Here is a 25,041-nt window from a genome sequence, read left to right on the forward strand (position 1 = left end):
GCGCCAATCTGAACCCGGCGCTCATGAAGCGTTTGATTCAAGAACGGGGAAGTTCAATCATGGTTTCCAAACTCTCTCGGGCCGGGGTAGCCCTTGCCGCACTGACGACCGTCGCTGGTGCAGCTTATGCGGAAGGCGAATGGTCGGCCAACGTCGCACTCAGCTCTGACTATGTCTGGCGCGGCATCTCTCAGTCCAATGAAGATCCGGCCATTTCCGGCGGCTTCGACTATGCCAACGGCATCTTCTATGCCGGCACCTGGGCCTCGAATGTCGACTTCAGCGACGAGCCGGAAGACACGAATATGGAAGTGGATTTCTACGGCGGCCTCGCAAGCGAGTTCGCAAACGGCGTAAGCTGGGATGTCGGCGTGATCTACTACGCTTACCCGGATGCCGACACGGCCGACTATGACTTCGTCGAAATCTATGGCGGCCTCGGTTACGAATTCGCGACCGGCGTGTCGGTCGGCGGTACGGTTTCCTGGGATCCGGATAACCAGAACGTCTATATCGAAGGCTCTGCGGGGTATGCCTTCACCGACGCATTCTCGGTTGACGCGACCCTCGGCAACTACAGCTTCGATGCCGGTGGCGACTACACGACCTGGTCGGTTGGCGGCACCTTCGCGACCTCGGCTGGCATCGACCTCGGCCTGCGTTACTACGACACCGATATCGACGCCCTTTCCATCGCTGAAGACCGCGTCGTCTTCTCGATCTCGAAGTCGATGTAAGCACGGAGTGCTCCTCCCAACCTGCACGGGGACAATGCCCTCCTCCTCGTGCAGCATGGTGAAGGCCGCTGGTTTCCGCTTGGAGCTGGCGGCCTTTGTTTTTTCTCATTGCGCCCTTATGTTCAGGGTTCACCCGCCCGACTGAAGGATCCCGCCGCTTGGCTACCGAGTTCACCCCCGTGGAAGCCGTCGATGCGCTGGTCCCAGCCATCACGCTCCTCGGGTTCGGTGCTGCGGCGGCCCTCCTCTCGAAAGCCGCCCGGCTCAGCCCAATTGTCGGCTATCTGATCGTCGGCATACTGATCGGCCCGCACGCCCTCGGCCTGATCGAGGAAAGCGGTGCAACCCACCTCCTGGCTGAGCTCGGCGTCGTCTTCCTCCTGTTCGACATCGGCATGCATGTCTCGCTGAGGGAGCTGAAGGAAAGCCGGCGCGACCTCCTTGGCCTTGCCCCGGCGCACCTCCTCATGACGGGCCTTGTAAGCGCAAGCGCGCTTGCCCTGCTCGGGGTCGACTGGCCGATCGCGATTGCCGTGGGGCTCGCGCTCGGCCTCTCGTCGACCGCGGTCGTCGCGCGCATCCTGACCGAGCGGGAACAGAATTCCTGCCCCATCGGCCGCACCGCCACGCATATCCTGATTTTCCAGGACATGGCGGCGATCTTCCTCATGATCTTCGCCACCTCGCTCGGCAGCGGCGAGATGGGCGCCGAAGGCCTTGCCGGCGTCATCTCAAACCGGCTGATGGGCGGCGCAGACCTGCCGTTGCTGCTGTACCTGTTGCTGGCGCTTCTCCAGGCCTGCCTTGCCTTCGCCGCAGCCGTTTATGCCGGCAAGTATCTCGTCAGTCCGGTTTTCCGCATTCTCGCCTCGACCCGCAATGAGGAAGCCTTCACGGCCTTCACCCTGCTCTTTGTGCTGACGGCGGCGTGCGCCACGGCGATGACCGGCCTATCGCTCACGCTGGGCGCCTTCCTCGCCGGCCTTGCCGTTTCCGGCACCCCCTTCCGTCATGAAGTGCAGACGGAAATGACGCCCTTCCGCGGCCTGTTGTTGTCGTTCTTCTTCATCAGCGTGGGCCTGTCGATAGACATCGGCGCGGTCCTGCGACACCTGCCGCTTGTCCTGTTCGGTGCGGCTGCGCTGCTTGCGGTGAAATCAGGCCTTGGCTTCGCCGCGGCTCGGCTGAATGGCTGGAAGGCGCCCGGCGCGACCCAGCTCGGCTTCCTGCTGGCGCAGGGGTCGGAGTTTTCCCTCGTGATCCTCTCCATCGGCGCCATTTCGGGCGGACTGCCATCCGGCCTGCTCGGCTCGATCGTCGCCGCAGTCGTTCTGTCACTTGCGCTTGCGCCCGCCTGGTCTTTCGTTGGTGTACGGATTTCCCGCGAACTCGTCCGCCGCAGCCAGGAAGGTGCACCCGCCGCCCCTTCCCCGGCACTCGACCGGCCCGTGATCGTCGTCGGCATGACCCAGTCCGGTCGCCTCGCCGTCGACGCCCTGCAGGATCACGACATTCCCTTCATCGCAACGGAGTTCGACCCGGAGCGGATGCTGTCTGCGGTCGCGGACGGCTACAAGGTCTCGTTCGGCGACGCCTCGAACATGAAACTGGTCGAGGCGATTGGCGGCAACAATGCCCGCGCCATGGTTCTCGGATTCCCGCGCTATGAAGTGTCCCGCGCGGTGACGCAGACCGTGCAGCGACGCTTTCCCGACCTCAAGCGCTTCATCACCGTCGATACCGACGAGGATTTCGATCGCTTCTCCGAGCTCGGCATCCGCACGCATATTTCCATCGGCGAACCGCGTGGCATCGAAATGGTGATCGACATGCTGCGTAGCCTTGGCGTCACCGAAGACAGCGTGCGCGAGTGGATCAACCGCGAGGTCGACCTCTTCACGATTGGCGAAGCCATTACAGAAGATGAGGACGATGACCTGCCCGTCGTGGGAAAAGATATCGAGGAAGCCGCCTGATCGGGGCTGGAAATTGCGCCAGATGGGGTCTATAGGCATCGCCTTCCCCAAGGAGAGCAGATATGCGCATTGGCGTTCCAACCGAGATCAAGAAGCAGGAATCCCGTGTCGGCCTGACACCGGAAAGCGTCGGCGAGCTCGTCCGCGCAGGCCATGAGGTGAGTGTCCAGGCGGGCGCCGGCCTCGGTTCTGGCTTCGCAGACACGGCCTACACGTCTGTTGGCGCGAAAATCCTGCCGGACGCCGATGCTGTCTTCAAAGCCGCCGAACTGATCGTGAAGGTGAAGGAGCCGCAGCCGAGCGAGACCGCGCGCCTGACGCCGGACCACACCCTCTTCACCTATCTCCACCTCGCGCCCGATCCGGTTCAGGCCGAGGGCCTCAAGAAATCGGGCTGCCTTGCCATTGCCTACGAAACCGTGACCGACGACCAGGGCGGCCTGCCCCTGCTGCGCCCAATGAGCCAGGTGGCCGGCCGTATGTCGATGCAGGTCGCCGCCTGGGCCCTGATGCGCACCAAGCGCGGCCGCGGCATCCTGCTGGGCGGCGTGCCGGGCGTTGCGCCGTCCAAGGTTGTCATCATCGGCGGCGGCGTCTCCGGCACCCATGCGGCCGAGATCGCCGTCGGCATGCGGGCCGATGTGACCGTGTTCGACCGCTCGAACCGCCGCCTCGACGAACTCGACTCGGAATTCCGCGGCAGCCTGAAGACGATGTATTCGACGGCCGCCTCGCTCGCCGAAGCGATCAAGGATGCTGACCTCGTGATTGGCGCCGTCCTGATCCCCGGCGCGGCCGCGCCCAAGCTGATCAGCCGCGAGCAGCTGAAGACGATGAAGCCCGGCGCCGTGCTGGTCGACATCGCCATCGATCAGGGAGGGTGCTTCGAGACCAGCCACGCCACCACGCATGAAGACCCGATCTATGAGGTCGACGGCGTGCTGCACTATTGCGTCGCCAACATGCCCGGCGCCGTACCACGCACGTCGACCTATGCCCTGAACAACGCCACCCTGCCCTTCGTGATGCAGATTGCGAACATGGGCGCGCGCGAGGCGATCAATGCGAACCCGCATCTCGCCAACGGCCTGACGGTGGACGCCGGAAAGATCGCACACGAAGCGGTCGCGCGCGACCTTGGCGATGATTATGTCCGTCCCGCCTGGCTGAAGGCCTAGAAGGACAGCGTTCCGGCGCCGCACATGATGGCCGCGTGCATCTTGCCTCGTGCTGCCTGGCGCGCCGCCCGCATCTGAACGCCGGTTTGCGCATATCGGGGCCGCTTTAGGGGGTGACGGCCCCTGCCCGGCCATGTCATGACGGCTATTGAGGAACCGGGGCATTTTTGAAGAAGGGGTCTGCCATGACGCAGATGAGATGGATTCTGGCCGGCGTTGCGGCGGGCGCGCTGGCGGCGTGTTCCAATCCGGGTACGGAAAAACCGGGCAAGGATGACGCAGAGGCCGGCACATTCGACCTGCCTTATGAAAAGTTTACCCTGGCGAATGGTCTGGATGTGGTGCTGCACGAGGACCATTCCGACCCGATCGTTGCCTTTTCCACCGTTGTGGAAGTCGGCTCGAACCGCGAAAAGCCCGGCCGCACCGGCTTTGCGCACTTCTTCGAGCACATGTCGTTCAACGACTCCGAAAACGTGCCGCGCGGCTGGAACCGCAAGGCCATCCCCGAATGGGGCGGCAACCGCAATGGCGGCACCTGGAGCGACGGCACGATCTATTACGAAGTCGTGCCGAAGGACGCCTTCGACAAGATCCTGTGGATCGATAGCGACCGCCTCGGCTACATGATCAACACGGTAACGACCGACGCGCTGGAGCGCGAGAAGCAGGTCGTCAAGAATGAGAAGCGCCAGCGTGTCGACAATGCGCCCTATGGCTACACGCAGGAAGTCATCCGCACCGCGCTCTATCCCGAAGGCCACCCCTACAACTGGACCGTGATCGGACAATTGCCGGACCTGCAGGCCGCAACGCTCAGCGATGTGAAAGAGTTTTACGACCAGTATTACGGCGCCGCGAATGCCACCCTGGTCATCGCCGGCGATATCGACCTTACCGAAACGCGCGAGAAGGTCGAGCGCTGGTTCGGGGAAATCCGCCGGGGGCCGGATGTCGAACCGCTGAAGCCCCTGCCCGCAGGCCTCACCGAAACGAAGTCGCTCTATTTCGAAGACAGTTTCGCCACGCTGCCGGAACTGCGCATCACCTTCCCGAGCGTCGAATCCTACAATGCCGACGAACCTGCCCTGAGCGTGCTCGCCCGCCTGCTCGCCGGCACCAAGAATTCGCCGGTCTATCGCGCGGTCGTCGATGAAGGAAAGCTCGCGCCGGATGTGACGAGCTACAACAACAGTATGGAACTCGCCGGAGAGTTCGTCTTCCAGGTGCGCGCCAATGCGGGAACGGATCTCGACGACGTCCATGCCGCCATCCATGATGGCTTTGTCCGGTTTGAAACCGATGGCGTCGATGCGAAAGACCTTGAACGTATCAAGGCCGAGCAGGAAACCATCCTCTATTCCCAACTCTCGACTGTCCTGGGCAAGGCAATCCAGATGTCGCAGGACGATGTCTTCGCGGGCGACCCGGCCTATGCCATCAAGGCTGCCGAAAAGCTCCGTGCCGTGACGGCTGAAGACGTGATGCGCGTCTACAAGACCTATGTGAAGGACAAGCCGGCGATCCTGACCAGCTTCGTGCCGAAGGGCAGCGTGGACCTCGCCCTGGAAGGCTCCTCCCTCGCCACAGTCTGGATCGAGGAAGTACGCAGCGACGTCGCTGCTGAAGAAGTCTCCCAGGGCGCCCTCGCCACCTATGAGCGCACGCCCAGCACGCATGACCGTTCCGAGCCGCCCTTTGGCGACCTGCCCATGTTCACGACACCGGACATCTGGGAAGCGAGCCTCGACCATGGCGTGCGGATGCTGGGCATCGAGACGAGCGAAACCCCGCTCGTCACCTTCAACATCACGCTGGAGGGCGGCGCCTGGCTAGACCCGGCCGGCACGGCCAATCTTCTGGCCGCACTGATGAACGAAGGCACTGCCACCCGCACCCCGGCCGATATGGAACAGGCCATCGGCCTGCTCGGCTCCGGGATTACGGTGGATGCAGGCACCGACGAAATCACGATCAGCGCGACCGCGCTCTCCCGCAATTTCGAGGAGACGGTGGCACTGGTGCAGGAAATCCTCGCCTCCCCGCGCTTTGAGGCGGAAGATTTCGAGCGCGTGAAATCTGCGGCCCTCACCGCCATCGAAGGCCGGGATGCAGACCCGAATGCCATCGCCTCGCTGGCGCTGAACCGGCTGCTCTACGGAACAGAGCACCCGCAGGGCACCGCGAACAGCGGTACGGCGGACACCGTCGGGACGGTCAGCCTCGACGATGTGCAGGCCTTCTATGATGTCATCAAGGGCACAGGCATGCGCATCCATGTTGCCGGCGATGTCAGCCAGGAACGCGCCGCGGCGGCATTCGGCGGGCTGGCCGGCCTGCTCCGCACGCCCGATACGTCCCTGCCCGATTATCCGGTTCCGGAGCAGGTGAATGCCGGCAAGGTGTTCTTCATCGACGTGCCGGACAGCAAGCAGAGCGTGATCTTCGCGGGCAAGCTGGCGCTCGCCTCGACCGATCCCGATGCAGCGCGGCTGAGCTTTGCCAATGAGAAACTCGGCGGCGGCATCAGCGGCGACCTCGCCCAGGTGCTCCGTATCGAGAAGGGCTACACCTATGGTGCCGTCTCGCTGATCTCGGATGGCCGCGCGATCCAGCCCTTCCGCGCCATCACCAGCGTGCGGGCGAATGCGACCGAGGCCTCGCTCGACATCATCCGTGAGATGATTGCCAGCTACGGGCCGGACTTCACCGAGGCCGATGTCCAGATGACGAAGGACAAGGTGGTGAAGAACAACACCCGCACCTATGAAAGCCTCAACGCCAAGCTCGGCATCCTGCAAAAGGTCTCGAAATTCGGGAAGCCAGCCGACTATGTCGAACAGGAACAGGCTGAACTCCTGTCGATGACGCTGGACGATTTCAAAACGGTCACCGCGGCGTACCTGCAGGAGCCGGAGCTCACCTATGTGGTCGTCGGCGACAAGGCGACCCAGTTCGATGCGGTGAACAATTTTGCCGGCGGCAAGCTGGTCGAGCTCGACATCTATGGTGCGCCGCTCGACTAGGGCCTGAAACCGGTGGCGGGGTCAGGGGTCCCCCCCGCCGCCGGATCATGGCGCTGCAGTCAGGACTGCAGCGCCGCGATAGCATCCTCGATCGTGGCCCGGGGGCGGTCGAGGATCGCCGCGATCTGGGCGCGCTGTTCGATGGCCAGCCACAGACCCAGGAATTCGACATCCACCACGCGCCACTCCCCGTCGCGCGCAATCACGCGCCAGCGCACGGTCATGGCTTCCTTGCCTTCAGGCCGGATGCGCGTCTCGACGATGGAATCTGTCGGGCTACGGTCGATCGAGCCGACCACGATCACGTCGACATTGTCGAACTTGTCGACATTGCTGCGATACGTGTTGGCGAGGTAGTGGCGGAAAGCATCGGTGAAGCGGGCCTCCTCGTCCGCACTGATCCGCCGGGCATGCTTGCCGAGGGAAAAGCGCGCCACCGTTGGCACGTCGATCGTGCCGGTGAAGGCTTTTTCCCCGTCCACCGGATCGAATATATCCCGGGCGGCTTGTTCGATCACGGCCTCGGCTTCGGGCCCGGCATGTGCGGCGAGCGGCAGGGCGGCAAACAGGGCGGCGGCGAAGAGCGGGCGGAACATCGGAGTGGTCCTCTTCAGGTCAAAAGGCCCCTTCAAATAGGGTGCCAACCCCCGCAATGATCCCACGAGAATGTATACCAGCCATGCGCCCGGCGCATGTGAAGCCTTGGATACCCGTTAACGATTCCTAAACCGCGTTGCATTCGCGCAACGGGCGAGTTTCCGGGAAAACAGGCCAGATTTCTGCTTCCTGTTGTATTGGCGGCAGAATTAGAGGCCGAAATCGCTTTCAGGGCGAGTGCCGCGGTGAACTTCAACGAGTCCGTCGATTGTTAAACTCGGCCCTATGGATGGATTTTTTTGACGCGGATGAGCTCTCGCTTTCGCTTCGAGCATTCATTTCCTGAAATCCATCCTCGATCGATTTCCGGCGCTTTGCGCCGCCGGAAATGAATGGTGCGGGCGGCCGGGCTTGAACCGGCAAGGCCTTGCGGCCGAGGGATTTTAAGTCCCTTGCGTATACCAATTTCGCCACGCCCGCACCTTGGGGTGGACTTAGCGGGTTTTGTCGGGGGATGCTACACAGCGTTGGCTGCAACGTGTCGAGCAAGGATTTCCCATGCGCCTCCTGCCCCTTCTCTGGTTCCTGCTCGCCGCCCTGGGTGCCGCCGCACAGCTCGTGGTCAGCGGGGCGACCGCCGATGCCGGCAATGTCTATTCCGTCTTCAGTTCCGCGACCGTCGCCCTTGGCGGAGCGATCGCTGCGGTGGGCGTGGCGCTGGTCTATCTCTTCATCCTGCGCATGCGCCCGTCCCTGTCGGTCGCGATCATCGGTTACAGCCACCTGTTCCTGGCGACCGCCGCACGTTTCTCGCAGGCGGCAGGCGACCTCTTCCGCAACCGGATGCTCGCCGGAACCGGCACGACGGATTATTCCACCATGGGCCTCGCCTACACCGCAGCGGGCCTTGCGAACGTTCTCTCCGGCATCGTCTTCATCCTTGCGCTGATCGTTGCCCTGAACACCCGCCACGAGCGGCCTGAGGATGTGTTCTAGGCCACCTGCCGCACGCCCATAGAAAATGCCAATAGCAGCCATAGACAAATTCCTGCGGCGATTGGAACCATTCCAATATTAGCATTTGCTCATTATTTAAAATGCAACCGCAACACTCCCGTGGCGGATACCGAAACAGGAGCACACCATGACCGATTCCTCCCAGGTCACTTACGTCCAGCATTCCATGCCGCGCCTCAACGAGCCGGCACCGGCCTTCGACGCTGTCACCACGCACGGCCGCCGCACGCTGGCCGACTACAAGGGCAAGTGGCTGATCCTCTTCTCCCACCCGGCCGACTTCACGCCGGTCTGCACGACCGAATTCATGGCCTTCGCCCGCGCGCACGACAAGTTCGCCGCGCTGAACACCGACCTGCTCGGCCTCTCCATCGACAGCAAGTATGCCCACATCGCCTGGGTCCGCTCGATCAAGGAGAATTTCGGCGTCGAGGTGAAGTTCCCGATTATCGAAGACCTCTCCATGAAGGTCGCCAATGCGTATGGCATGATCATGCCGGGTGCGGACGATACCTCCGCCGTGCGTGCCACCTTCATCATCGACCCGGACGGCATCCTGCGCGCCATGGTCTATTACCCGATGTCCAACGGCCGCTCGATCGATGAGTTCCTGCGCCTCGTGACGGCGCTGCAGACGTCCGACGCCAACAAGGTGGCAACGCCTGAGAACTGGCAGCCGGGCGACAAGATCATCGTGCCGCCGCCGCAGACGACCGATGCCGCCGCCGCCCGCGAAGGCGAAGGCTATGAATACACCGACTGGTACTTCTCGAAGAAAGACCTCGAGAAAGCCTGATCCGGCTCGCTGAATGAAAAGCCCGGAGCCAAGGCTCCGGGCTTTTTGCATCTCAGCTGACCCGCTCGAAAATCGCGGCGAGCCCCTGCCCGCCGCCGATACACATGGTCTCGACGCCGTAGCGTGCCTCGCGCCGCTCCATCTCGCGCAGCAGGTTCGTCAGGATACGGACGCCCGTACAGCCCACAGGGTGGCCCAGCGAAATGCCGGATCCGTTGACGTTCAGCCGCGCCATGTCGTCATCGTCCATGCCCAGCGCCTTGGTACAGGCGAGCACCTGCGAGGCGAACGCCTCGTTGAGCTCGATGAGATCGAGATCCTTCAGCTCAAGGCCCGCCAGCCTCAGCGCCTTCTGCGTCGACGGCACCGGGCCGATGCCCATGACTTCGGGGCCGACGCCCGCGACCGACCAGGAGACGAGCCGCCCGAGCGGCTTGAGGCCGTACTTCTCCGCCGCTTCCCGTGTGCAGACGATGCAGGCCGCCGCGCCATCATTCTGGCCGGAGGCATTGCCCGCGGTGACAGTGGACTCCGGATCCATCTTGCCGCGGATCGGCTTTAGCGAAGAAAGCTTCTCCAGTGTCGAGTCGGCGCGGATATGCTCATCGGCATCGACCACCACGTCGCCCTTCCGCCCCTTGACGGTGTACGGAAGAATCTCCTCGGCAAACTTGCCTGAGGCCTGAGCGGCCGCCGCCTTCATGTGCGAATTGTAGGCGAACTCATCCTGTGCGGCGCGGGTGATCTGATAGTCGCGGCGAAGATTTTCCGCCGTCTCGATCATGCCGCCCGGCACCGGATGGAACTTGCCGCCAGCGGTGTAGCGCCCGCGCGACAGGCCGTCATGCAGCGTCAGGCCGTCGCCCTTCATGCCCCAGCGCATTTCGATGGAGAAGAATGGCGCATTCGACATGCTTTCCGCCCCGCCCGCAATGACGAGGTCATTCGCGCCGGTCGCCACCTGCATCACGGCATTGATCACCGCCTGCAGGCCGGAGCCGCAGCGCCGGTCGATCTGGTAGCCGCCCGTACCCGTCGTCAGGCCCGCATCGAGCGCCACCATGCGGCCAAGCGCCGGCGCCTCCATGCTGGGATAGCATTGCGCGAAAATACAGTCTTCCACCGCTTCGGCCGGCACGCCGGTCTGCGCCATCAGCCCACGGATGACATGCGCCGCCAGGTCGTGCGCGTGCTCAGTCTTGAAACTGCCGCCGAAGCCGCCAACGGCGGTGCGGACAGGTTCACAGATAACGACATCTCTCATCGGCTTATCCCTGCTGGTCGCGGCCCCGCGCCGTGACCTGTTTGCGTGCTTCCTCGACAGCGCTCGCGGAGACCGATTTTGCATGGTCGATGGAACGCGTCACTTCGGTCTTCATGCCGTCGGCGAAATTCATGCCGAAGCCGTCATCGATCACCGCCTTGTACTGGCGCAGCAGGTCCGGCTGGGTCGAGCACATTTCCTGCGCGAGCTTCATCGCGGCGGGCACAAGTTCGTCAGCCTTGTAGACGCGATTGACGAGGCCCCAGCGCTCAGCGGTTTCCGCATCGAGGAAGTTGCCGCTGAAGGACAGTTCCTTTGCCCGGCTGATGCCGATGAGACGCGAGAGTTTCTGAGACAGGCCCCAGCCCGGCATGATGCCGACGCGGGCATGGGTATCCGCAAAGCGCGCATTTTCTGACGCCAGCAGCACATCGCACATCAGGGCGAGTTCGAAACCGCCGGTGATGGCGAAGCCGTTGATCGCCCCGATGATCGGCCAGGGATAGGCCTGCATCGCGGCGAGGATGTTGATGGCCTTCGAATCTTCATCCGCGCCGAGCGCAAAGCCTGTCTCGCCGGCTTCCTTGAGGTCGACTCCGGCGGTGAAGGCGCGCCCTGCCCCGGTCAGCACCACTGCGCGGATGTCGGGATCGTCCTTCAGCTCCGTGAACACACGGACGATCTCCGCACGCAGGGCGCGGCTCAGCGCGTTCAGCGCATCCGGCCGGTTGAGCGTGACGAGCGCGACGGGTCCGTCCCGCTCAACGAGAATGATGTCATCAGCCATGGCTGGCCTTTCTGTCTTACTGGGCGATCGGGGACGACGCCTTCTGGTTCGTGAACATGTGCGCGACGCCGATCAGGAAGCCGAGCACCGCAATCACACCCGCGAGGCCGAACAGGCCGAACTTGAGCGGCGTCAGCCAGTCCTTCGCGTCCAGCACGTCCGCTGCGCCGGAGAGGGCCAGCGCCTGCACGGTATTCTCCGTGAGATCGACAATCGCCGCCGCAAAGGCCGGCAGCGCGGCGAGCTTTCCGAGCTTGCCGAAGAACCGCAGCGCCATGCCGACGAAGAAGGCGCCATAGGCGATGGGGAACAGCGTATCCAGCAGGACCGTCACCCAGAAATGGGTCCAGCGCTGGCTGTCGCTCATCGCGGCCATCGCGGCGCGGCTTTCCTCGCCATTCATCAGCGTGTCGAGAAAGGTGCCGCCGACACCGTCCGCAAACGGGCCGAAGCCAAGGAAAATCAGCGCCTGCAATATAAACAGGGCAATCAGGGTCGGGGTGCGTGTCAGCCACTTCATGTATTTGCGTCCTCCAGCCGTTCGGGTCTTACGCCCGTTTCCGCGATGATGGCCTCGAGTTTCGCGGCCACCTCCTCCACAAGGTCTTCTCTTATCGTCGATGCCACAAGGTGCACACCATTGTCGCCAAGGGAGCGAAACCAGGGATAGGAGCCGAACGCCACGTCCGGCATGTCCTTCGCAAGCGCGCCCAGCGGCTCGGCAATGTCCCCTTCCCTGAGGCCAACGCCCCGGATCGTCACCTTGTGCACCACCGCCCCCGTTTCGAGGCGCGGGCCGATGTCTTCCAGCATGGCGCGGGCGACCTGCGGCACGCCGGCCAGCGTGAAGACGTTGCCGGTCTGGAAGCCCGGTGCGCCGGACACCGGATTGGCAACCGGCGTCGCGCCATGCGGCAGGCGCGCCATGCGGCGGCGGGCGGGCGTGTATTCCGTGTTCATCGCCTTGTAGCGCTCGGCCAGCATGGCGGTCGTTTCGGGATGTTCCGAAATGCCCACCCCGAAGGCCTTTGCAATCGCATCGGCGGTAATGTCGTCATGCGTCGGGCCGATACCGCCCGTGGTGAAGACGTACGTGTACTTCGCCCGCAGCGCGTTCACGGCCGCGACGATCTCGTCTTCCACGTCCGGAACCGTGCGGGCTTCGCGCACCGGGATGCCCAGCGGGGCGAGATAGGTGGCGATCTGCTGCAGGTTGATGTCGCGCGTGCGGCCGGAGAGGAGTTCATCCCCGATCAGCAGGACAGCAGCGGTGGGCTGGGTCTTCGGCATGGATCAGGACATGGCACGCCCCGGCCGCTGCGCCAAGCCGGAACGTAGCGGCAGGCCCGGCCTGTAACCGGGCTTTGACAAAGCCAGCGCCGCAGCTGACGATCCGCCCCGGTTGCGAGGGGACAAGCCAGATGATGAACCGCCGCCAGTTGCTGGGCCGGATTGCCGGGACGGGCGTTGCCATGGGCGGGCTTGCGGCCTGCTCGGGCGGGGCTGGCCCGACGAAGCGCATCGCCATCACGATGGACGATTTCCGGCTCGGCTTCTCGCAGCACCTGTCGCCGGACGAGCGCGACCTCGCCATTCTCGAAGCCTTCTCCCGGCGGGCAATCCGGGCGGCCGGCTTCGTTACCGGTGCCAATGTCGACAGCGACCTCGGAAAGACCGTCCTCGACCGATGGGAAAAGGCAGGGCACGTCATCGGAAACCATTGCTGGAGCCATCCCCATGCCAGCGCCATCGGCGCGGCGGCCTTCTGCGAGGACATTGCCCGGAACGAGGCGTTCCTGTCGGGCCGCAAGGCCTACCGGAAGCTGTTTCGCTTCCCCTATCTCGACGAAGGCAACACGGAAGCGATGCGCGACGAGATCCGCGCCTGGCTGGCGCAACAGGGCTATCGCAATGCCGCCGTCACCATCGACAGCCAGGACTGGGCCATCACCGAACGGCTGGAAGCCCGCCTCACCGAAGACCCTGAGGCCGATATCGAAGCCTATGGCGCCTTCTATGTGGAACATGTCGTCGCGCTGGCCGAGCATTATGACGCGGTCGCCACCGCCCTCGGCCTTGCCGGAACGCGCCATACGCTGCTGGTGCACCACAACATCCTGAACGGGCTTTTCCTCGGAAACGTCCTCGATGCGCTGGCCCGCAACGGCTGGCATTTCTCGGCCGCCGACACCGCGCTCGAAGACCCGCTGTTCGACACCCAGCCCGTGGCCCTCAATTCCGGCCGGTCGCTGCTGGACGTGATTGCGGCGGAGACGGGCGCCGCGGTGCCGGACTATCCCGAACGCGCCCACCAGTTCGCCCGGCCCAGCATGATTGCCGCCGGCCTCTGAGACAGGCGAAACAGCGCCTGCGGGGTGGAAAAATCCACGCTTTGCTGCCACATTGCCGGCAGACGACAGAAAGTTTCCGCCGATGACCGACACCAACCTCCTTCTGCCCATGCGCACGGGCGAAATCCGCATCCACGACGCCGAAGGCTTCGAAGGCATGCGCCGCGCCGGCAAGCTCGTGGCGGAATGCCTCGACATGCTGGTGCCGGAGGTGAAACCCGGCGTGACCACCGAACATCTCGACAACCTCGTCCGCGACTTCGTGCTGGACCATGGCGCGACGTCCGCCACGATCGGCTATCGCGGCTACCGCCACGCCTCGTGCATTTCGGTCAACCATGTCATCTGTCACGGCATTCCGGGTGCAAAGCCGCTCAAGGATGGCGACATCGCCAATATCGACGTGACGCTCATCATCGACGGCTGGCATGGCGACCATTCGCGCATGTACGGCGTCGGCGAGGTGAAGCGGAAGGCCGAGCGCCTGATGGAGGTCACCTATGAGGCCCTGATGGCCGGCATCGCGCAGGTGAAGCCTGGAAACCGCTTCGGCGACATCGGCGGCGCGATTTCTGAAATCGCCCGCAAGAACCGTATGTCGGTGGTCGAGGATTTCTGCGGCCACGGCCTCGGCCGCCTCTTCCATGACGAGCCGAACGTGATCCACTCCTCCGACTACAAGACCGGCCCGGAACTGAAGCCCGGCATGTTCTTCACGGTCGAGCCGATGCTGAACCTCGGCCGCAAGGACGCCGCCATCCTGCCGGACGGCTGGACCGCCGTGACCCGCGACCGCCAGCTCTCGGCCCAGTTCGAACACTCCGTCGGCGTGACGGAAACCGGCGTCGAAATCTTCACGGCCTCCCCGAAAGGCTGGCACGAGCCGTTCAAGGTCAAGCCCTGATGCGCCTGTGGGGGGCTGTTGCTGCTGCATTGCTGATCCTGGCCGCCTGTTCGAGTGAGGCGGGCGAGCGCGCCGTGCCGCAGGACGAGATTGACGCAGCCGCCGCCCGCGTCGTCACCTATCCCCTGTCGCTGGACCCTGCCTGCCGCGACGGACGGGCAAAGGCCTACGATCAGTGCTCGAACCAGATGGATCTCTACACCGCGGCGCTGGCCCGCGCACAGGATGAGCACAAGGCACTGCTCATCATCATCGGCGCGGAATGGTGCATCTGGTGCCACGTCTTCGATGCGACGCTGAAGGGCGCGACCGAGCCCTACACATATATCAACCGGAAGAAGCGCGGCGATGTCAGCCAGGGCGCCCTCGACCTCGTGGACTATGTCGGCGCGAATTTCGTCGTCGTCCATATCGAGGACGATTTTGCGCCGGGTGCGGATGAAGTCATCATGGCGACCGGCGCCAGTGACTATTTCCAGGAATACTATCCGACGATCTTTGCCGTCGGCCCGGACGGGCAGTTCGCCGCCAAGCTGAACCACCCCTACGTGAAGATCCAGAAAAAGACCCTCGGCAACTACCATGGCTATGACAGGCGCCTCGTGATCGAGGAACTGAAGCGCCTGCATGCCGCGGCGATGCCGGAATAGGCCCCGGCCCATGAGCGGGGATGCCGACAAACCCCACTGGCAAGGGCACCGGGAACGGCTGCGCACCAAACTGCTTGCGCGCGGCGCCTCGGCGCTCGACGATTACGAGATCCTCGAAGTTCTGCTGATGGCGTTCATCCCGCGGCGCGACGTCAAACCCATTGCCAAGGCGCTGGAAGCGAAATTCGGCGGTCTCTCCGGCATCCTTGCCGCTCCGGCTGCGGACCTCGTGAAAGTGGATGGCATCGGCGCAACCGTCGCCGCCTATCTCAAGGCCGTCGCGGAACTGCAATCGCGCGCCTCGCTGCAGGAAATCAAGCGGCGGGAGGTCATTTCCTCCTGGTCGGCGCTGACGGCCTATGTCCGCCGCGAAATGCAGCACGAAACGCGCGAACAGTTCCGCGTCCTCTTCCTCGACCGGAAGAACCAGCTCATCGCCGACGAGATCATGAGCCGCGGCACGATCGACCATGCGCCCGTCTATCCCCGCGAAATCGCCCGCCGGGCGCTGGAGCTCTCGGCCTCCAGCCTGATTCTGGTGCACAACCACCCCTCCGGCGATACCACCCCCTCGCGCGCCGACATCTCGATGACGCGGGAAATCATCGACGCGCTGATGGCCTTCGAGATCGAGGTGCACGACCATCTGATCGTCGGCACGCAGGGCCTGACCAGCTTCCGCACGGCCGGCCTCATCTAGCCTTCCCTGACGATAAGACTTGCAGCGCTCGCCCGCCCGGCTACCGTAGCACCGACGGCAGCCAGCGCCCGGCAGAGTTGCGCGGCGCCGCCCACGGAGGAGAGCTGAATGACCGACACCATCGCTGGCCAGGCGGCCCAGCCTGGCCATATCACCGGCTTCGGCTCGAAGGGCTACAGGATGTACGTCCTCCTGTCGCTGATGATGGTCTACACGCTCAATTTCATCGACCGCACGGTCCTGACCGTGGTCGCCCAGCCGATCATCAACACGTTCGGCCTCGACGATGCGCAATGGGGCCTGCTGAACGGCCCGCCCTTTGCCATGTTCTACGCCCTGATGGGCATTCCGATCGCGATGTGGGCAGACCGGGGCAACCGCGTCTTCATCATCGGCCTTTGCATCATCATCTGGTCGGTCATGACCGCCCTCTGCGGCCTTGCGGCGAGTTTCGTCTGGCTGCTCCTCTTCCGCATCGGGGTTGCCATTGGCGAGGCCGGCTGCACGCCGCCGGCCAATTCGCTCGTCACCGATTATTTCCCGCCTAAAAGCCGCGCCAATGCGCTCGGCATCTATTCCATGGGCGTGACGCTCGGGGGCGTCCTGGCTCAATTGTTTGGCGGCACCATCGCCTCGATCAAGGGGCCCGCCATGGGCGGCTGGCTCAGCTCCATCGGCCTTGGCGGCCTGTTCAGCGGCGTCAACTGGGAAGGCGTGGAAGGCTGGCGCATCGCCTTCGTCGTCATCGGCCTGCCCGGTGTGCTGATCGCCCTGATTCTCTGGTTCACCGCCAAGGAACCGCCCCGCGGCTATTCTGACCCGCCTTCGGCGCATGTCGAAAAGGCCGGCTTCTTCGAAGCCTTCGCCGAATTCGGCCGCAAGCCCACCTTCTGGACGCTGTCGCTCGGCGCCGCCTTCGTCGCCTTTGTCGGCTATGGCCTCATCACCTTCCAGGCGCCCTTCCTGATGCGCGTGCACGGCGTCAGCCTGCATGAAGCCGCCGTCAATTATGGCGCCCCGCTCGCTGCCGTTGCCGCCTTCGGCACATTCCTCGGCGGCTTCCTGTCGGAAAAGCTCGCTGACCGCTTCCCCAGTGTTGCTGCCTGGCTGCCAGCCGTCGGCCTGCTGATTGCGATTCCGGCCTATTCGGGTGCATTCCTGACAAACTCGCTCAGCGTCGCCTTCGCGCTCTGGGTGGTCGCGGCGATTGCGCACTATGCCTATCTCGGCGCTCAGTACACGGTCGGCACAGCCATTGTCAGCCCGCGCTCGCGCGCAACCACGATCTCAGTCCTGTTGCTGGTCGTCGCCCTCATCGGCAACGGCATCGGCCCGCTCTTCACCGGCTGGATGAGCAAGCACTTCATGATCTCCAGCCTGACCAAGCAGGGCCTCGCCGACCAGTTCGCAACCTTCGAGCCGAAGCTCTGCGGCGCCAATGTGGCACAGCTCGGCGATGCCGGCCCGGCCCTCTGCTCGGCCTATGCCGAGGGCCTGCGCCAATCGATGGTGGCGACGGTGATGATTTTCTTCATCGCCGCGCTCTGCTATTTCCTCGCCGGCCGCACCTTCCAGCGAGACCGCTACAATCCCGGTACGTCATCCGTATAGAAACGACCCGGACAATCAGGCAGACTGACAGGAGACGCCCATGACCGACGCCGCCTCAGCCGCCCCGACGGAGCGCCCCGGCCACGAAACCGGATACGGCACACCCGCCTACCGCGCCTATGTGCTTTTCGCGCTGCTGGTCGTTTATATCTTCAACTTTATCGACCGGTCATTGCTGAGCGTGCTCGGCGAGCCCATCCGGGAAACCTTTGGCCTGTCCGATACGCAGATCGGCCTCCTTTCCGGGCTTGCCTTCGCGGTTCTCTACACCTTTCTCGGCATCCCGTTCGCGATGCTGGCTGAGCGGCGCAGACGCACCACGATCATCGCCGCGGCAATGGCCTTCTGGAGCCTGATGACCGCGGCCTGCGGCATGGCGCAGAACACGTTTCAGTTCACCCTTGCACGCATCGGGGTCGGCGTCGGAGAGGCCGGCTGTTCGCCACCGTCCCATTCGCTGATTTCGGATTATTTCCCTCAGCACAAACGGTCCACGGCGCTTTCCATCTACGCGCTGGGCATTCCCATCGGCGCCATGATCGCCTCTGTCGGCGGTGCCTGGATTGCAACCCGGGAAGGGCTCGACTGGCGCGATGCCTTCATCTATCTCGGCCTGCCGGGCGTGGCACTGGCGCTTGTATTCCGGCTGACGGTCAAGGAGCCACCGCGCGGCTACTCCGACCCCGGCGGCGCTGCTGCGGAAGCGAGCCGCAAGAAGCCTTCGCCTTTCGCCGTGTTCGGCAAGCTCAGCCGGAATGCCAGTTTCTGGCATGTGTCGGTCGGCGGCGGGCTTGCCTCGCTGGCGGGATATGGCATTGGACAGTTCATCGCGCCCTATTGGCTGCGGGTGTTCGGCCTCAACCTCATGGAAGCAGCGCTGATTTACGGCCTTGTGCTGGGCATCGCGGCAAGTTTCGGAACCTTCTTTTCCGGCTATCTCGCCGACAAGCTGCGCCCGAAACACCCGAATTCCGACAGCTGGCTGCCGGCGCTCGGGCTGGCCTGCGCCGTGCCCTTCTATCTGGTCGGCTACAATCTCAGCCTGCTCGGCACCGGCGTTGCGATCATCGCAGCCTCCCTGCCCCTGATGATGATCGGCACCTGCATCCGCTATTCATACCTGTCGTCGCTGTTCTCGGTGCCGCAGCGGATCGTGCCGCCCAGCATGCGGGCAACGGCCGCCGCGCTGATGCTCTTCGTCAACAATCTCATCGGCCTCGGCCTCGGCCCGCCGATCGTCGGCTGGTTCTCAGACCAGGGCACCAAATGGCATCTCAGCCAGATGGACGCTCCAATCAGCATCGCGGAATGCAGCGCTGGCGAAATGGCACTGAAGGCCGTCAAGTCGGGCAAGGCGCACGGCCTGGACGAGGCGGCGCTGGCGGAGGCCGCTGCGAACGTCCCGGCCTATTGCGCCCCGGCGCGCGCCACGGGCGTCCGGGTCGGCATCAGCGTCGGCGCCCTCTTCTTCCTCTGGGCTGCCGTCCACTTCCTCCTGCTGGGCCGCACGTTCCGGCGTGACGAATGGAAACACGAGGGCGGGGCGGAAACGGCCTAGGCTGGCGGCAAGAAATCTTCTAGCAAGCCAGTATGGCAGTCTACACGCAGGTTTCCGACGAGGCGCTTGAGGCGTTCCTCAAAGAGTACGATCTCGGCACGCCCCTCTCCTTCAAGGGCATCGCCGAGGGCGTCGAGAATTCCAACTATTATCTCGAAACCTCGACCGGACGGTTCATCCTCACCCTGTTCGAAAAGCGCGTGAACGCGGCGGACCTGCCCTATTTCATCGGCCTGAAACAGCACCTCGCGGCCAAGGGCTTCCCCTGCCCGGAACCCATCCATGGCCGCGACGGCGCGTCCCTCCGCACGCTGGAAGGCCGCCCGGCGGTGATCGTCTCCTTCCTCGAAGGCCTCTCGCCGCGCAAGCCGAACGTCACCCAGTGCCGCGAACTTGGCGCCGGCATGGCGCGCATGCACCTTGCCCTCGCAGATTTTGCGATGACCCGCGAGAACAGCCTCGGCCCCGCCTCCTGGCCCCGGCTCTGGGCCGGCCATGAAGCCGATGCCGACGCGCTGCAGCCGGGCCTTTCTGCCCTCATCGCCGAAGACCTCGCCGCCATCGCCGCCGCAAAGCCCCAATCCTTCGCCATCCCGCGCGGCACGGTCCACGCAGACCTTTTCCCCGACAATGCCTTCTTCCTCGGCGACAGTTTCTCCGGCGTCATCGACTTCTACTTCGCCTGCACCGACGCCCTCGCCTACGATCTCGCCGTCTGCCTCAATTCCTGGGCCTTCGAGGATGGCGGGCGCGACTCCATCGACTACAATTTCTCAAAGGGCGCGGCCCTTATCGCCGGCTATGAAAGCGTCCGGCCGCTGGAGCCGACTGAGCGCGAGGCCCTGCCCATCCTCTGCCGCGGCGCAGCGGTGCGCTTCTTCCTCACACGGCTCATCGACTGGTCGTCGACGCCCGCCGGTGCCCTCGTAAAGCCCAAAAACCCCCTCGAATATGCCAACCGCCTCGCCTTTCATCGCAAGGTGGAGACGGCGGAAGGGTATGGCGCGTGACGGAGTTCGGCCCAAATGGTGAAGTAATTTCCATGGGGCCGTCCGACACTCTGCCCTCCTATGCCGGCCCGGCCGGGCGCCGCCGCTTCAAGCGCATCAAGCTCGGCCTGTTCCTCTCGTCGCTGGCCGCCTGCTTCGGCGTCACGCTATTAGGCCTGCTGGCCGGCGGCGCGTTGCAGATGATGGTCGGCATCCTGGGCTCAGGGTCCGGCTACACGCTGCTCAGCGGCCGCGGCTTCATGAGCGGCCTGATGATCGGCTTCCAGATGGCGACCTATAATTTCATTCTCTTCTTCATCACGGTGCCTGCCGCCTGGCTCGCCCTCGGCTTCTCCATCGGGCGGATGCCCTATCGCAATATCGTCCGGATACAGCCCTATCTCAGATGGGGCGCCATCTGGGGCGCCATCCTCGTCGGCGGCACCACGGGCATCTTCGGCGCCCTTATCAGCTCCAACGGATTCGCCTTCGAAACAGCCGCCACCGGCAGCGCCGTGGCCGCCGCCATCGGTTCGCTGATCGCCGGCCTCGCGATCGGCACCACCGCCGGGGCGCTCTGCGGCCTCCTCTTCCACCGCATCGTGCGGCCGCAGGAGCAGCAGGCGGATGTCGATGTCAGCATCTTCTGACGCTTGACGCCGCGCGCGAAGCCGCACACCTGAAAGCGCATGACCGATCTCATCGAAATCTGGACCGATGGCGCCTGCAGCGGCAATCCCGGCCCCGGCGGCTGGGGCGCGCTGATGCGCTGGAACGGCCACGAGAAAGAGCTGTATGGCGGCGACAAGGCCACCACCAACAACCGCATGGAAATGCAGGCGGTGATCGAGGCCCTGAACGCGCTGAAAAAGCCGTCAAAGATCACGCTCCATGTCGACTCCACCTATGTGAAGGACGGCCTGACCAAATGGATCCATGGCTGGAAGCGCAATGGCTGGAAGACCGCCGCGAAGAAGCCGGTCAAGAACCAGGATCTCTGGATGGCGATGGACGAGGCCTGCGCCCGTCACGACATCACCTGGAAGTGGGTCAAAGGCCATGACGGCGACCCCGGCAACGAGCGGGCTGACGAGCTTGCCCGTCTCGGTACGGAAGAGAACCGTTAGAAACTGGCCTTGTGCAAGCGTTCATCCTTCGACTTCGTTCAGGATGAGTCCGGTCCACTGAAGTGCTCATGCTGAGCGAAGTCGACGCACGAGCGCGGGCTCAAGCGGCAGCCTCATGAACCGAGAAGATCCTGTGCCGCGCTGGCCAGCGTCGCCTCACTGATTTCATCCACCTCGACCACCTGAACCGGCTTGTCCTCGCGCCGCTTGCGGCTGCGCGCATAAAGCGGGTCGTAATGCTGTTCGATCAGCTCGGCCGCAAGTTCGCCATAACGCCCGGCAGACGCCAACGCCTTCCACGCTGCCACAGTCTCTTTCGATTGCAGGGCGACCAGTTTGTCGAGCGAGGCATTCAGCCGGTGCGGATCGGAAATCACGTCGCCATAGGCGCGCTGCAGAAACGCCGCCCGCGCCGCCACCGGCGCATGCACTTCCACACGCGGCGCCGCCAGCATCGACTGCCACAGCCGCCGCGGCACGCGCCGCCGGCCGACAAGCGCCGACTCTGCCTCGACGAAAACCGGCCTGGAAAGATCGAACGCCCTGAGGCGGGTCCAGATTTCCGTTTCGAACAGGCGCTGGGCCGGTTGCGCACTGTCACCGAAATCGCCGAAGGCCGAGCCCCGATGGTTCGCCAGCCCTTCAAGGTCGATCACCTGCCCGCCCGCCTCCGCGAGCGCGTGCAGCAGCGCCGTCTTGCCCGTGCCCGTCTGGCCGTCGACCAGGCGCACCGGCAGCAGCGCCTCGTCATGCTCCAGTCCGTCCACAACTTCCCGGCGCCAGCTCTTGTAGCCGCCCTTCACCACGCCCACCGGCCAGCCGACCGAGGACAGGATCGTGCCCATCGCGTTCGAGCGCATGCCGCCCCGCCAACAATAGACGAGCGGCCGCCAGGTTTTCGGCTTGTCGGCCAGCGCCGTTTCCAGATGGCGGGCAATGTTCCGCGCCACGATGGCGCCGCCCACCCGGTTCGCCCGGAACGGGCTTTCCTGCTTGTAGATCGTGCCGACCTCCGCCCGCTCCGCATTCGACAGCACCGGCAGGCTGATCGCACCCGGCAGATGGTCGTCCGCAAACTCCGCAGGCGAGCGCACATCGATGATGTCATCGAAGCGCGCAAGGCTTGCCGGGCTGAGATCGGAGACGGTTTCCAGATAGGGCATGACAGTGCCTTAGCAGGTTTTATTTGCCTCGCCAGCCGGCCGCGCTGTATCCCTTGGGCCGTAAAGGAGAGCCCCATGCCCGACACGCTCATCGCCCCGCGCCTCACCTCGCTCGCACATGGCGGCGGCTGTGGCTGCAAGCTCGCGCCGAACGTGCTCGCGGACATTCTCTCCGAAATGCCCCTGGCGCTGGGCTCGAAAGACCTGATCGTCGATGCCGGCACCAGCGATGACGCGGCCGTCTACCGCATCAACGACACGACCGCCCTTGTCGCCACGACCGACTTCTTCACGCCCATCGTCGACGATCCGTACACGTTCGGCCAGATCGCCGCCACCAACGCCCTCTCCGACATCTTTGCCATGGGCGCGAAACCGATCTTCTCCCTCGCCATCGTCGGCATGCCGGTGAACAAGCTGCCGCCCGAGACGATCCGCGCCATCCTGGCTGGTGGCCAGTCTGTCGCCGAAGCGGCCGGCGCGCCGATTGCTGGCGGCCATTCCATCGACGTCGCCGAGCCGATCTATGGCCTCGTCGCCCTCGGCCTCGGCCATCCGGACAGGCTGCTCCTGAACTCGAACGCGAAACCGGGCGATGTCCTCATCCTCGGTAAGCCGCTTGGCACCGGCATCTATTCCGCCGCCCTCAAGAAGGAAATTCTCTCGCCGCAGAACTATGACGAGATGATCGCCTCCACCACGCGGCTCAACACGCCGGGCACGGAGCTTTCGGGCCTTCCCGGCGTCCATGCCGCCACCGATGTCACCGGCTTCGGCCTGATCGGCCATGGCAGCGAAATGGCCCGCGGCGCCGGCGTCCGCCTCGTCATCGAAAAAGACAAGGTGCCGGTCTTCGACGGCGCCCGCGCCCTCGCCCATCAGGGTATCAAGACCGGCGCGTCGGGCCGCAACTGGGACTCGGTGAAACACATGGTCACCGGCGACATGACCGATGCCGAGCGCGACCTCCTCTGCGACCCGCAGACCAGCGGCGGCCTGCTTGTCTCCTGCGCGCCTGACGCGGCAGACAAGGTGCTCGCCCTGTTCGCGGTCCATGGCCACGCCGGCGCCGCCCTCATCGGCCGCGTCGAAGCAGGCCCGGCCAGTGTCAGCGTGGTCTAGGGTGCCGTGCAGCCCGCAGGATCGCGCCGCGCCCGCAGGATCGCTTCCTCGATCACCTCGCCCGTCGCCTTGAAGCGCTTTTCTTCAAAGCCATAGGCCGCGCCGTCACGATCTTCTTCCATCAGCTCAACCGCCTCTTCCGCGGTGGTAAAGCCGTTCGCATCACGCACCTTCACCAGCGTTTCCGTGAGCGCCAGCATGTCGGCCTGCCCGGCTGCATCGAGGCCCGCATATTCGCGGGCGAAGCAGGTGCAAAGATCATCCCCATCCGCACCGGCACGCGCCAGTTCGGCAGCCATCTCGGCGTCACCATCGAACAGCGCATGACACGCCGCCACCGGATCCTTTGGCACAACCGCAGGAGGCGTACCGGCGCAGGCTGCAAGCAACAGTCCGGCCAGCAGGCCCGCAGCGCGCATCATGCCGGCACTTTACCGGCCAGCATGCCGGCCAGCTGGTTCGCGATGATGTCCTCGGCTTCCTTCATGATCCGGTCGATCAGTTCCTTGACGGTTGGAATGTCGTGGATGAGACCGGCCACCATGCCACAGCTCCACGCCCCGGCATCCATTTCGCCCTCCACCATGATCTTCGGATAGACACCGGCGACTTCCGCGATGATGTCCTCGAACTTGATGCTGCTGCCGAGTTCCTTTTCCTTCTGCAGCAGGCGCTCGACACCGGCATTGTTCAGCACACGCTCGGTATTGCGCAGCGGCCGCATGACGAGGCGCGTGTCGAGTTCCGTCGCCGCGACGATCGCCTGTTTCACATTCTCATGCACCGGCGCCTCTTTCGTGGCGATGAAGCGCGTGCCCATGTTCATGCCCTGCGCGCCCATGGCGAGCGAGGCAACCAGCGAACGCCCGTCCGCCATGCCGCCGGAGGATATGAACGGGATCTCCAGCTCGTCCGCCGCGCGCGGCAAAAGGATGAAGTTCGGCACATCGTCTTCACCCGGATGCCCGCCGCACTCGAAGCCGTCGACCGACACCGCATCGCAGCCGATCGCCTGCGCCTTCAGCGCATGGCGCACCGCGGTACATTTGTGGATCACCTTGATGCCCGCATCCTTGAGGTAGGGCAGCACCGAGGACGGATTGTTGCCGGCCGTCTCCACCACTTTCACGCCGCCATCGATCACGGCCTTCACGATGCCCGGATAATCCGGCGGATTGGTCGACGGCAGGAAGGTGATGTTCACCCCGAACGGCTTGTCCGTCATGTCCCGGCAGCGGGCGATCTCATTGGCGAGATCCTTCGGCGTCTTCTGCGTCAGCGCGGTGATGATGCCGAGGCCGCCGGCATTCGACACCGCTGCCGCCATTTCGGCAAAGCCCACATAATGCATGCCGCCCTGCACGATGGGGTGCTGGATGCCGAGCATTTCGGTGATCTTGGTTTTCATGGCGCGCGCACTCCTCTGCTCAGTTTTCTGTCCCGCATCCATGCGGCAAGCGGGCCTCACCTGCAAGCTTCAAGGTAGGG

The 25,041-nt window shown here is 64.2% G+C and carries 24 protein-coding genes and 1 tRNA gene; 16 read left to right on the plus strand and 9 right to left on the minus strand.

Annotated features, from left to right (window positions below):
- Positions 1-59 precede the first annotated feature (59 nt).
- The 4 genes from R3C13_RS02520 to R3C13_RS02535 all read left to right on the plus strand — a co-directional run bounded on the left by R3C13_RS02520 (position 60) and on the right by R3C13_RS02535 (position 6,917).
- Positions 60-737 (plus strand): TorF family putative porin, encoded by a 678-nt coding sequence (locus R3C13_RS02520; protein ID WP_371309217.1) that lies wholly within the window; start codon positions 60-62, stop codon positions 735-737.
- A 158-nt stretch (positions 738-895) separates the two neighbouring features.
- Entirely contained in the window at positions 896-2,713 is a 1,818-nt protein-coding gene (locus R3C13_RS02525) for a cation:proton antiporter (RefSeq protein ID WP_371309218.1), read from the plus strand.
- A 62-nt stretch (positions 2,714-2,775) separates the two neighbouring features.
- Positions 2,776-3,891 (plus strand): alanine dehydrogenase, encoded by a 1,116-nt coding sequence (ald, locus tag R3C13_RS02530; RefSeq protein ID WP_371309219.1) that lies wholly within the window; start codon positions 2,776-2,778, stop codon positions 3,889-3,891.
- 185 nt (positions 3,892-4,076) lie between these two features.
- Entirely contained in the window at positions 4,077-6,917 is a 2,841-nt protein-coding gene (locus tag R3C13_RS02535; RefSeq protein WP_371309220.1) for a M16 family metallopeptidase, read from the plus strand.
- Between the two features lie 59 nt (positions 6,918-6,976).
- Here the strand turns inward: R3C13_RS02535 and R3C13_RS02540 are convergent, their stop codons facing one another.
- Both R3C13_RS02540 and R3C13_RS02545 read right to left on the minus strand, forming a co-directional pair.
- On the minus strand, positions 6,977-7,513 hold the full coding sequence (locus tag R3C13_RS02540) for a phospholipid-binding protein MlaC (RefSeq protein WP_371309221.1): 537 nt from the start codon (positions 7,511-7,513) through the stop codon (positions 6,977-6,979).
- Between the two features lie 394 nt (positions 7,514-7,907).
- Positions 7,908-7,994: transfer RNA gene (locus R3C13_RS02545), tRNA-Leu, on the minus strand.
- A 78-nt stretch (positions 7,995-8,072) separates the two neighbouring features.
- Between R3C13_RS02545 and R3C13_RS02550 the strand changes: the two genes are divergently transcribed.
- Both R3C13_RS02550 and R3C13_RS02555 read left to right on the plus strand, forming a co-directional pair.
- Positions 8,073-8,510 (plus strand): hypothetical protein, encoded by a 438-nt coding sequence (locus tag R3C13_RS02550; RefSeq protein WP_371309222.1) that lies wholly within the window; start codon positions 8,073-8,075, stop codon positions 8,508-8,510.
- A 148-nt stretch (positions 8,511-8,658) separates the two neighbouring features.
- Complete coding sequence (locus R3C13_RS02555) at positions 8,659-9,327, plus strand: peroxiredoxin (RefSeq protein ID WP_371309223.1); 669 nt, start codon at positions 8,659-8,661, stop codon at positions 9,325-9,327.
- Between the two features lie 52 nt (positions 9,328-9,379).
- On the opposite strand, the gene R3C13_RS02560 is transcribed toward R3C13_RS02555, so the two are convergent.
- Genes R3C13_RS02560 through R3C13_RS02575 form a run of 4 tightly spaced genes read right to left on the minus strand, consistent with a single transcriptional unit; the run spans position 9,380 to position 12,668 of the window.
- Positions 9,380-10,591: an acetyl-CoA C-acetyltransferase gene (locus R3C13_RS02560; RefSeq protein ID WP_371309224.1), complete on the minus strand. Its 1,212-nt coding sequence runs from the start codon at positions 10,589-10,591 to the stop codon at positions 9,380-9,382.
- A 4-nt stretch (positions 10,592-10,595) separates the two neighbouring features.
- Positions 10,596-11,378, minus strand: a complete 783-nt coding sequence (locus R3C13_RS02565) for an enoyl-CoA hydratase (protein WP_371309225.1) — start codon at positions 11,376-11,378, stop codon at positions 10,596-10,598.
- Between the two features lie 16 nt (positions 11,379-11,394).
- The gene (locus R3C13_RS02570; protein ID WP_371309226.1) at positions 11,395-11,898 is read right to left on the minus strand and encodes a hypothetical protein; all 504 of its coding nucleotides are present in this window, start codon (positions 11,896-11,898) and stop codon (positions 11,395-11,397) included.
- Positions 11,895-12,668, minus strand: a complete 774-nt coding sequence (locus tag R3C13_RS02575; RefSeq protein WP_371309227.1) for a competence/damage-inducible protein A — start codon at positions 12,666-12,668, stop codon at positions 11,895-11,897. Before R3C13_RS02575 ends, R3C13_RS02570 begins: the two co-directional genes overlap by 4 nt.
- A 131-nt stretch (positions 12,669-12,799) precedes the next feature.
- On the opposite strand from R3C13_RS02575, the gene R3C13_RS02580 reads away from it, so the two are divergent.
- The 9 genes from R3C13_RS02580 to rnhA all read left to right on the plus strand — a co-directional run bounded on the left by R3C13_RS02580 (position 12,800) and on the right by rnhA (position 21,268).
- Positions 12,800-13,729 (plus strand): polysaccharide deacetylase family protein, encoded by a 930-nt coding sequence (locus R3C13_RS02580; protein WP_371309228.1) that lies wholly within the window; start codon positions 12,800-12,802, stop codon positions 13,727-13,729.
- A gap of 82 nt (positions 13,730-13,811) precedes the next feature.
- On the plus strand, positions 13,812-14,633 hold the full coding sequence (gene map, locus R3C13_RS02585) for a type I methionyl aminopeptidase (protein ID WP_371309229.1): 822 nt from the start codon (positions 13,812-13,814) through the stop codon (positions 14,631-14,633).
- Positions 14,633-15,283 carry a hypothetical protein gene (locus R3C13_RS02590; protein ID WP_371309230.1) on the plus strand — a complete coding sequence of 217 codons (651 nt, stop codon included), beginning with the start codon at positions 14,633-14,635 and terminating at the stop codon, positions 15,281-15,283. Before map ends, R3C13_RS02590 begins: the two co-directional genes overlap by 1 nt.
- 10 nt (positions 15,284-15,293) lie before the next feature.
- Positions 15,294-15,983 carry a DNA repair protein RadC gene (radC, locus tag R3C13_RS02595; protein ID WP_371309231.1) on the plus strand — a complete coding sequence of 230 codons (690 nt, stop codon included), beginning with the start codon at positions 15,294-15,296 and terminating at the stop codon, positions 15,981-15,983.
- A gap of 108 nt (positions 15,984-16,091) precedes the next feature.
- On the plus strand, positions 16,092-17,594 hold the full coding sequence (locus tag R3C13_RS02600; RefSeq protein WP_371309232.1) for a spinster family MFS transporter: 1,503 nt from the start codon (positions 16,092-16,094) through the stop codon (positions 17,592-17,594).
- Between the two features lie 40 nt (positions 17,595-17,634).
- Complete coding sequence (locus R3C13_RS02605) at positions 17,635-19,152, plus strand: spinster family MFS transporter (protein ID WP_371309233.1); 1,518 nt, start codon at positions 17,635-17,637, stop codon at positions 19,150-19,152.
- A gap of 32 nt (positions 19,153-19,184) precedes the next feature.
- Positions 19,185-20,162 carry a homoserine kinase gene (gene thrB, locus R3C13_RS02610; protein ID WP_371309234.1) on the plus strand — a complete coding sequence of 326 codons (978 nt, stop codon included), beginning with the start codon at positions 19,185-19,187 and terminating at the stop codon, positions 20,160-20,162.
- A 32-nt stretch (positions 20,163-20,194) separates the two neighbouring features.
- On the plus strand, positions 20,195-20,791 hold the full coding sequence (locus R3C13_RS02615) for a hypothetical protein (protein WP_371309235.1): 597 nt from the start codon (positions 20,195-20,197) through the stop codon (positions 20,789-20,791).
- A 39-nt stretch (positions 20,792-20,830) separates the two neighbouring features.
- Positions 20,831-21,268: a ribonuclease HI gene (gene rnhA / locus R3C13_RS02620; RefSeq protein ID WP_371309236.1), complete on the plus strand. Its 438-nt coding sequence runs from the start codon at positions 20,831-20,833 to the stop codon at positions 21,266-21,268.
- 113 nt (positions 21,269-21,381) lie between these two features.
- Here the strand turns inward: rnhA and mnmH are convergent, their stop codons facing one another.
- Positions 21,382-22,431 (minus strand): tRNA 2-selenouridine(34) synthase MnmH, encoded by a 1,050-nt coding sequence (gene mnmH, locus R3C13_RS02625; protein ID WP_371309237.1) that lies wholly within the window; start codon positions 22,429-22,431, stop codon positions 21,382-21,384.
- A 75-nt stretch (positions 22,432-22,506) separates the two neighbouring features.
- Here mnmH and selD point away from each other — a divergent pair, with 75 nt between their 5' ends.
- Positions 22,507-23,553, plus strand: a complete 1,047-nt coding sequence (gene selD, locus R3C13_RS02630) for a selenide, water dikinase SelD (protein ID WP_371309238.1) — start codon at positions 22,507-22,509, stop codon at positions 23,551-23,553.
- On the opposite strand, the gene R3C13_RS02635 is transcribed toward selD, so the two are convergent.
- Positions 23,550-23,975 carry a hypothetical protein gene (locus tag R3C13_RS02635; protein ID WP_371309239.1) on the minus strand — a complete coding sequence of 142 codons (426 nt, stop codon included), beginning with the start codon at positions 23,973-23,975 and terminating at the stop codon, positions 23,550-23,552. The genes selD and R3C13_RS02635 overlap by 4 nt on opposite strands.
- On the minus strand, positions 23,972-24,961 hold the full coding sequence (locus R3C13_RS02640) for an NAD(P)H-dependent flavin oxidoreductase (protein WP_371309240.1): 990 nt from the start codon (positions 24,959-24,961) through the stop codon (positions 23,972-23,974). The genes R3C13_RS02635 and R3C13_RS02640 overlap by 4 nt, the downstream gene beginning before the upstream one ends.
- Positions 24,962-25,041 lie beyond the last annotated feature (80 nt).

The organism is Hyphomonas sp. (assembly GCF_041398385.1).
Classification (GTDB): domain Bacteria; phylum Pseudomonadota; class Alphaproteobacteria; order Caulobacterales; family Hyphomonadaceae; genus Hyphomonas.

Coding starts and splice junctions, on each gene's coding strand:
- R3C13_RS02605 (WP_371309233.1), top strand. CDS start 17,635: ATGACCGACGCCGCCTCAGCCGCCCCGACGGAGCGCCCCGGCCACGAA.
- R3C13_RS02615 (WP_371309235.1), top strand. CDS start 20,195: ATGGGGCCGTCCGACACTCTGCCCTCCTATGCCGGCCCGGCCGGGCGC.
- R3C13_RS02590 (WP_371309230.1), top strand. CDS start 14,633: ATGCGCCTGTGGGGGGCTGTTGCTGCTGCATTGCTGATCCTGGCCGCC.
- R3C13_RS02555 (WP_371309223.1), top strand. CDS start 8,659: ATGACCGATTCCTCCCAGGTCACTTACGTCCAGCATTCCATGCCGCGC.
- map (WP_371309229.1), top strand. CDS start 13,812: ATGACCGACACCAACCTCCTTCTGCCCATGCGCACGGGCGAAATCCGC.
- R3C13_RS02640 (WP_371309240.1), bottom strand. CDS start 24,961: ATGAAAACCAAGATCACCGAAATGCTCGGCATCCAGCACCCCATCGTG.
- R3C13_RS02535 (WP_371309220.1), top strand. CDS start 4,077: ATGACGCAGATGAGATGGATTCTGGCCGGCGTTGCGGCGGGCGCGCTG.
- R3C13_RS02635 (WP_371309239.1), bottom strand. CDS start 23,975: ATGATGCGCGCTGCGGGCCTGCTGGCCGGACTGTTGCTTGCAGCCTGC.
- rnhA (WP_371309236.1), top strand. CDS start 20,831: ATGACCGATCTCATCGAAATCTGGACCGATGGCGCCTGCAGCGGCAAT.
- R3C13_RS02540 (WP_371309221.1), bottom strand. CDS start 7,513: ATGTTCCGCCCGCTCTTCGCCGCCGCCCTGTTTGCCGCCCTGCCGCTC.
- mnmH (WP_371309237.1), bottom strand. CDS start 22,431: ATGCCCTATCTGGAAACCGTCTCCGATCTCAGCCCGGCAAGCCTTGCG.
- R3C13_RS02550 (WP_371309222.1), top strand. CDS start 8,073: ATGCGCCTCCTGCCCCTTCTCTGGTTCCTGCTCGCCGCCCTGGGTGCC.
- R3C13_RS02570 (WP_371309226.1), bottom strand. CDS start 11,898: ATGAAGTGGCTGACACGCACCCCGACCCTGATTGCCCTGTTTATATTG.
- selD (WP_371309238.1), top strand. CDS start 22,507: ATGCCCGACACGCTCATCGCCCCGCGCCTCACCTCGCTCGCACATGGC.
- radC (WP_371309231.1), top strand. CDS start 15,294: ATGAGCGGGGATGCCGACAAACCCCACTGGCAAGGGCACCGGGAACGG.
- R3C13_RS02520 (WP_371309217.1), top strand. CDS start 60: ATGGTTTCCAAACTCTCTCGGGCCGGGGTAGCCCTTGCCGCACTGACG.
- R3C13_RS02580 (WP_371309228.1), top strand. CDS start 12,800: ATGATGAACCGCCGCCAGTTGCTGGGCCGGATTGCCGGGACGGGCGTT.
- R3C13_RS02565 (WP_371309225.1), bottom strand. CDS start 11,378: ATGGCTGATGACATCATTCTCGTTGAGCGGGACGGACCCGTCGCGCTC.
- R3C13_RS02600 (WP_371309232.1), top strand. CDS start 16,092: ATGACCGACACCATCGCTGGCCAGGCGGCCCAGCCTGGCCATATCACC.
- R3C13_RS02575 (WP_371309227.1), bottom strand. CDS start 12,668: ATGCCGAAGACCCAGCCCACCGCTGCTGTCCTGCTGATCGGGGATGAA.
- thrB (WP_371309234.1), top strand. CDS start 19,185: ATGGCAGTCTACACGCAGGTTTCCGACGAGGCGCTTGAGGCGTTCCTC.
- ald (WP_371309219.1), top strand. CDS start 2,776: ATGCGCATTGGCGTTCCAACCGAGATCAAGAAGCAGGAATCCCGTGTC.
- R3C13_RS02560 (WP_371309224.1), bottom strand. CDS start 10,591: ATGAGAGATGTCGTTATCTGTGAACCTGTCCGCACCGCCGTTGGCGGC.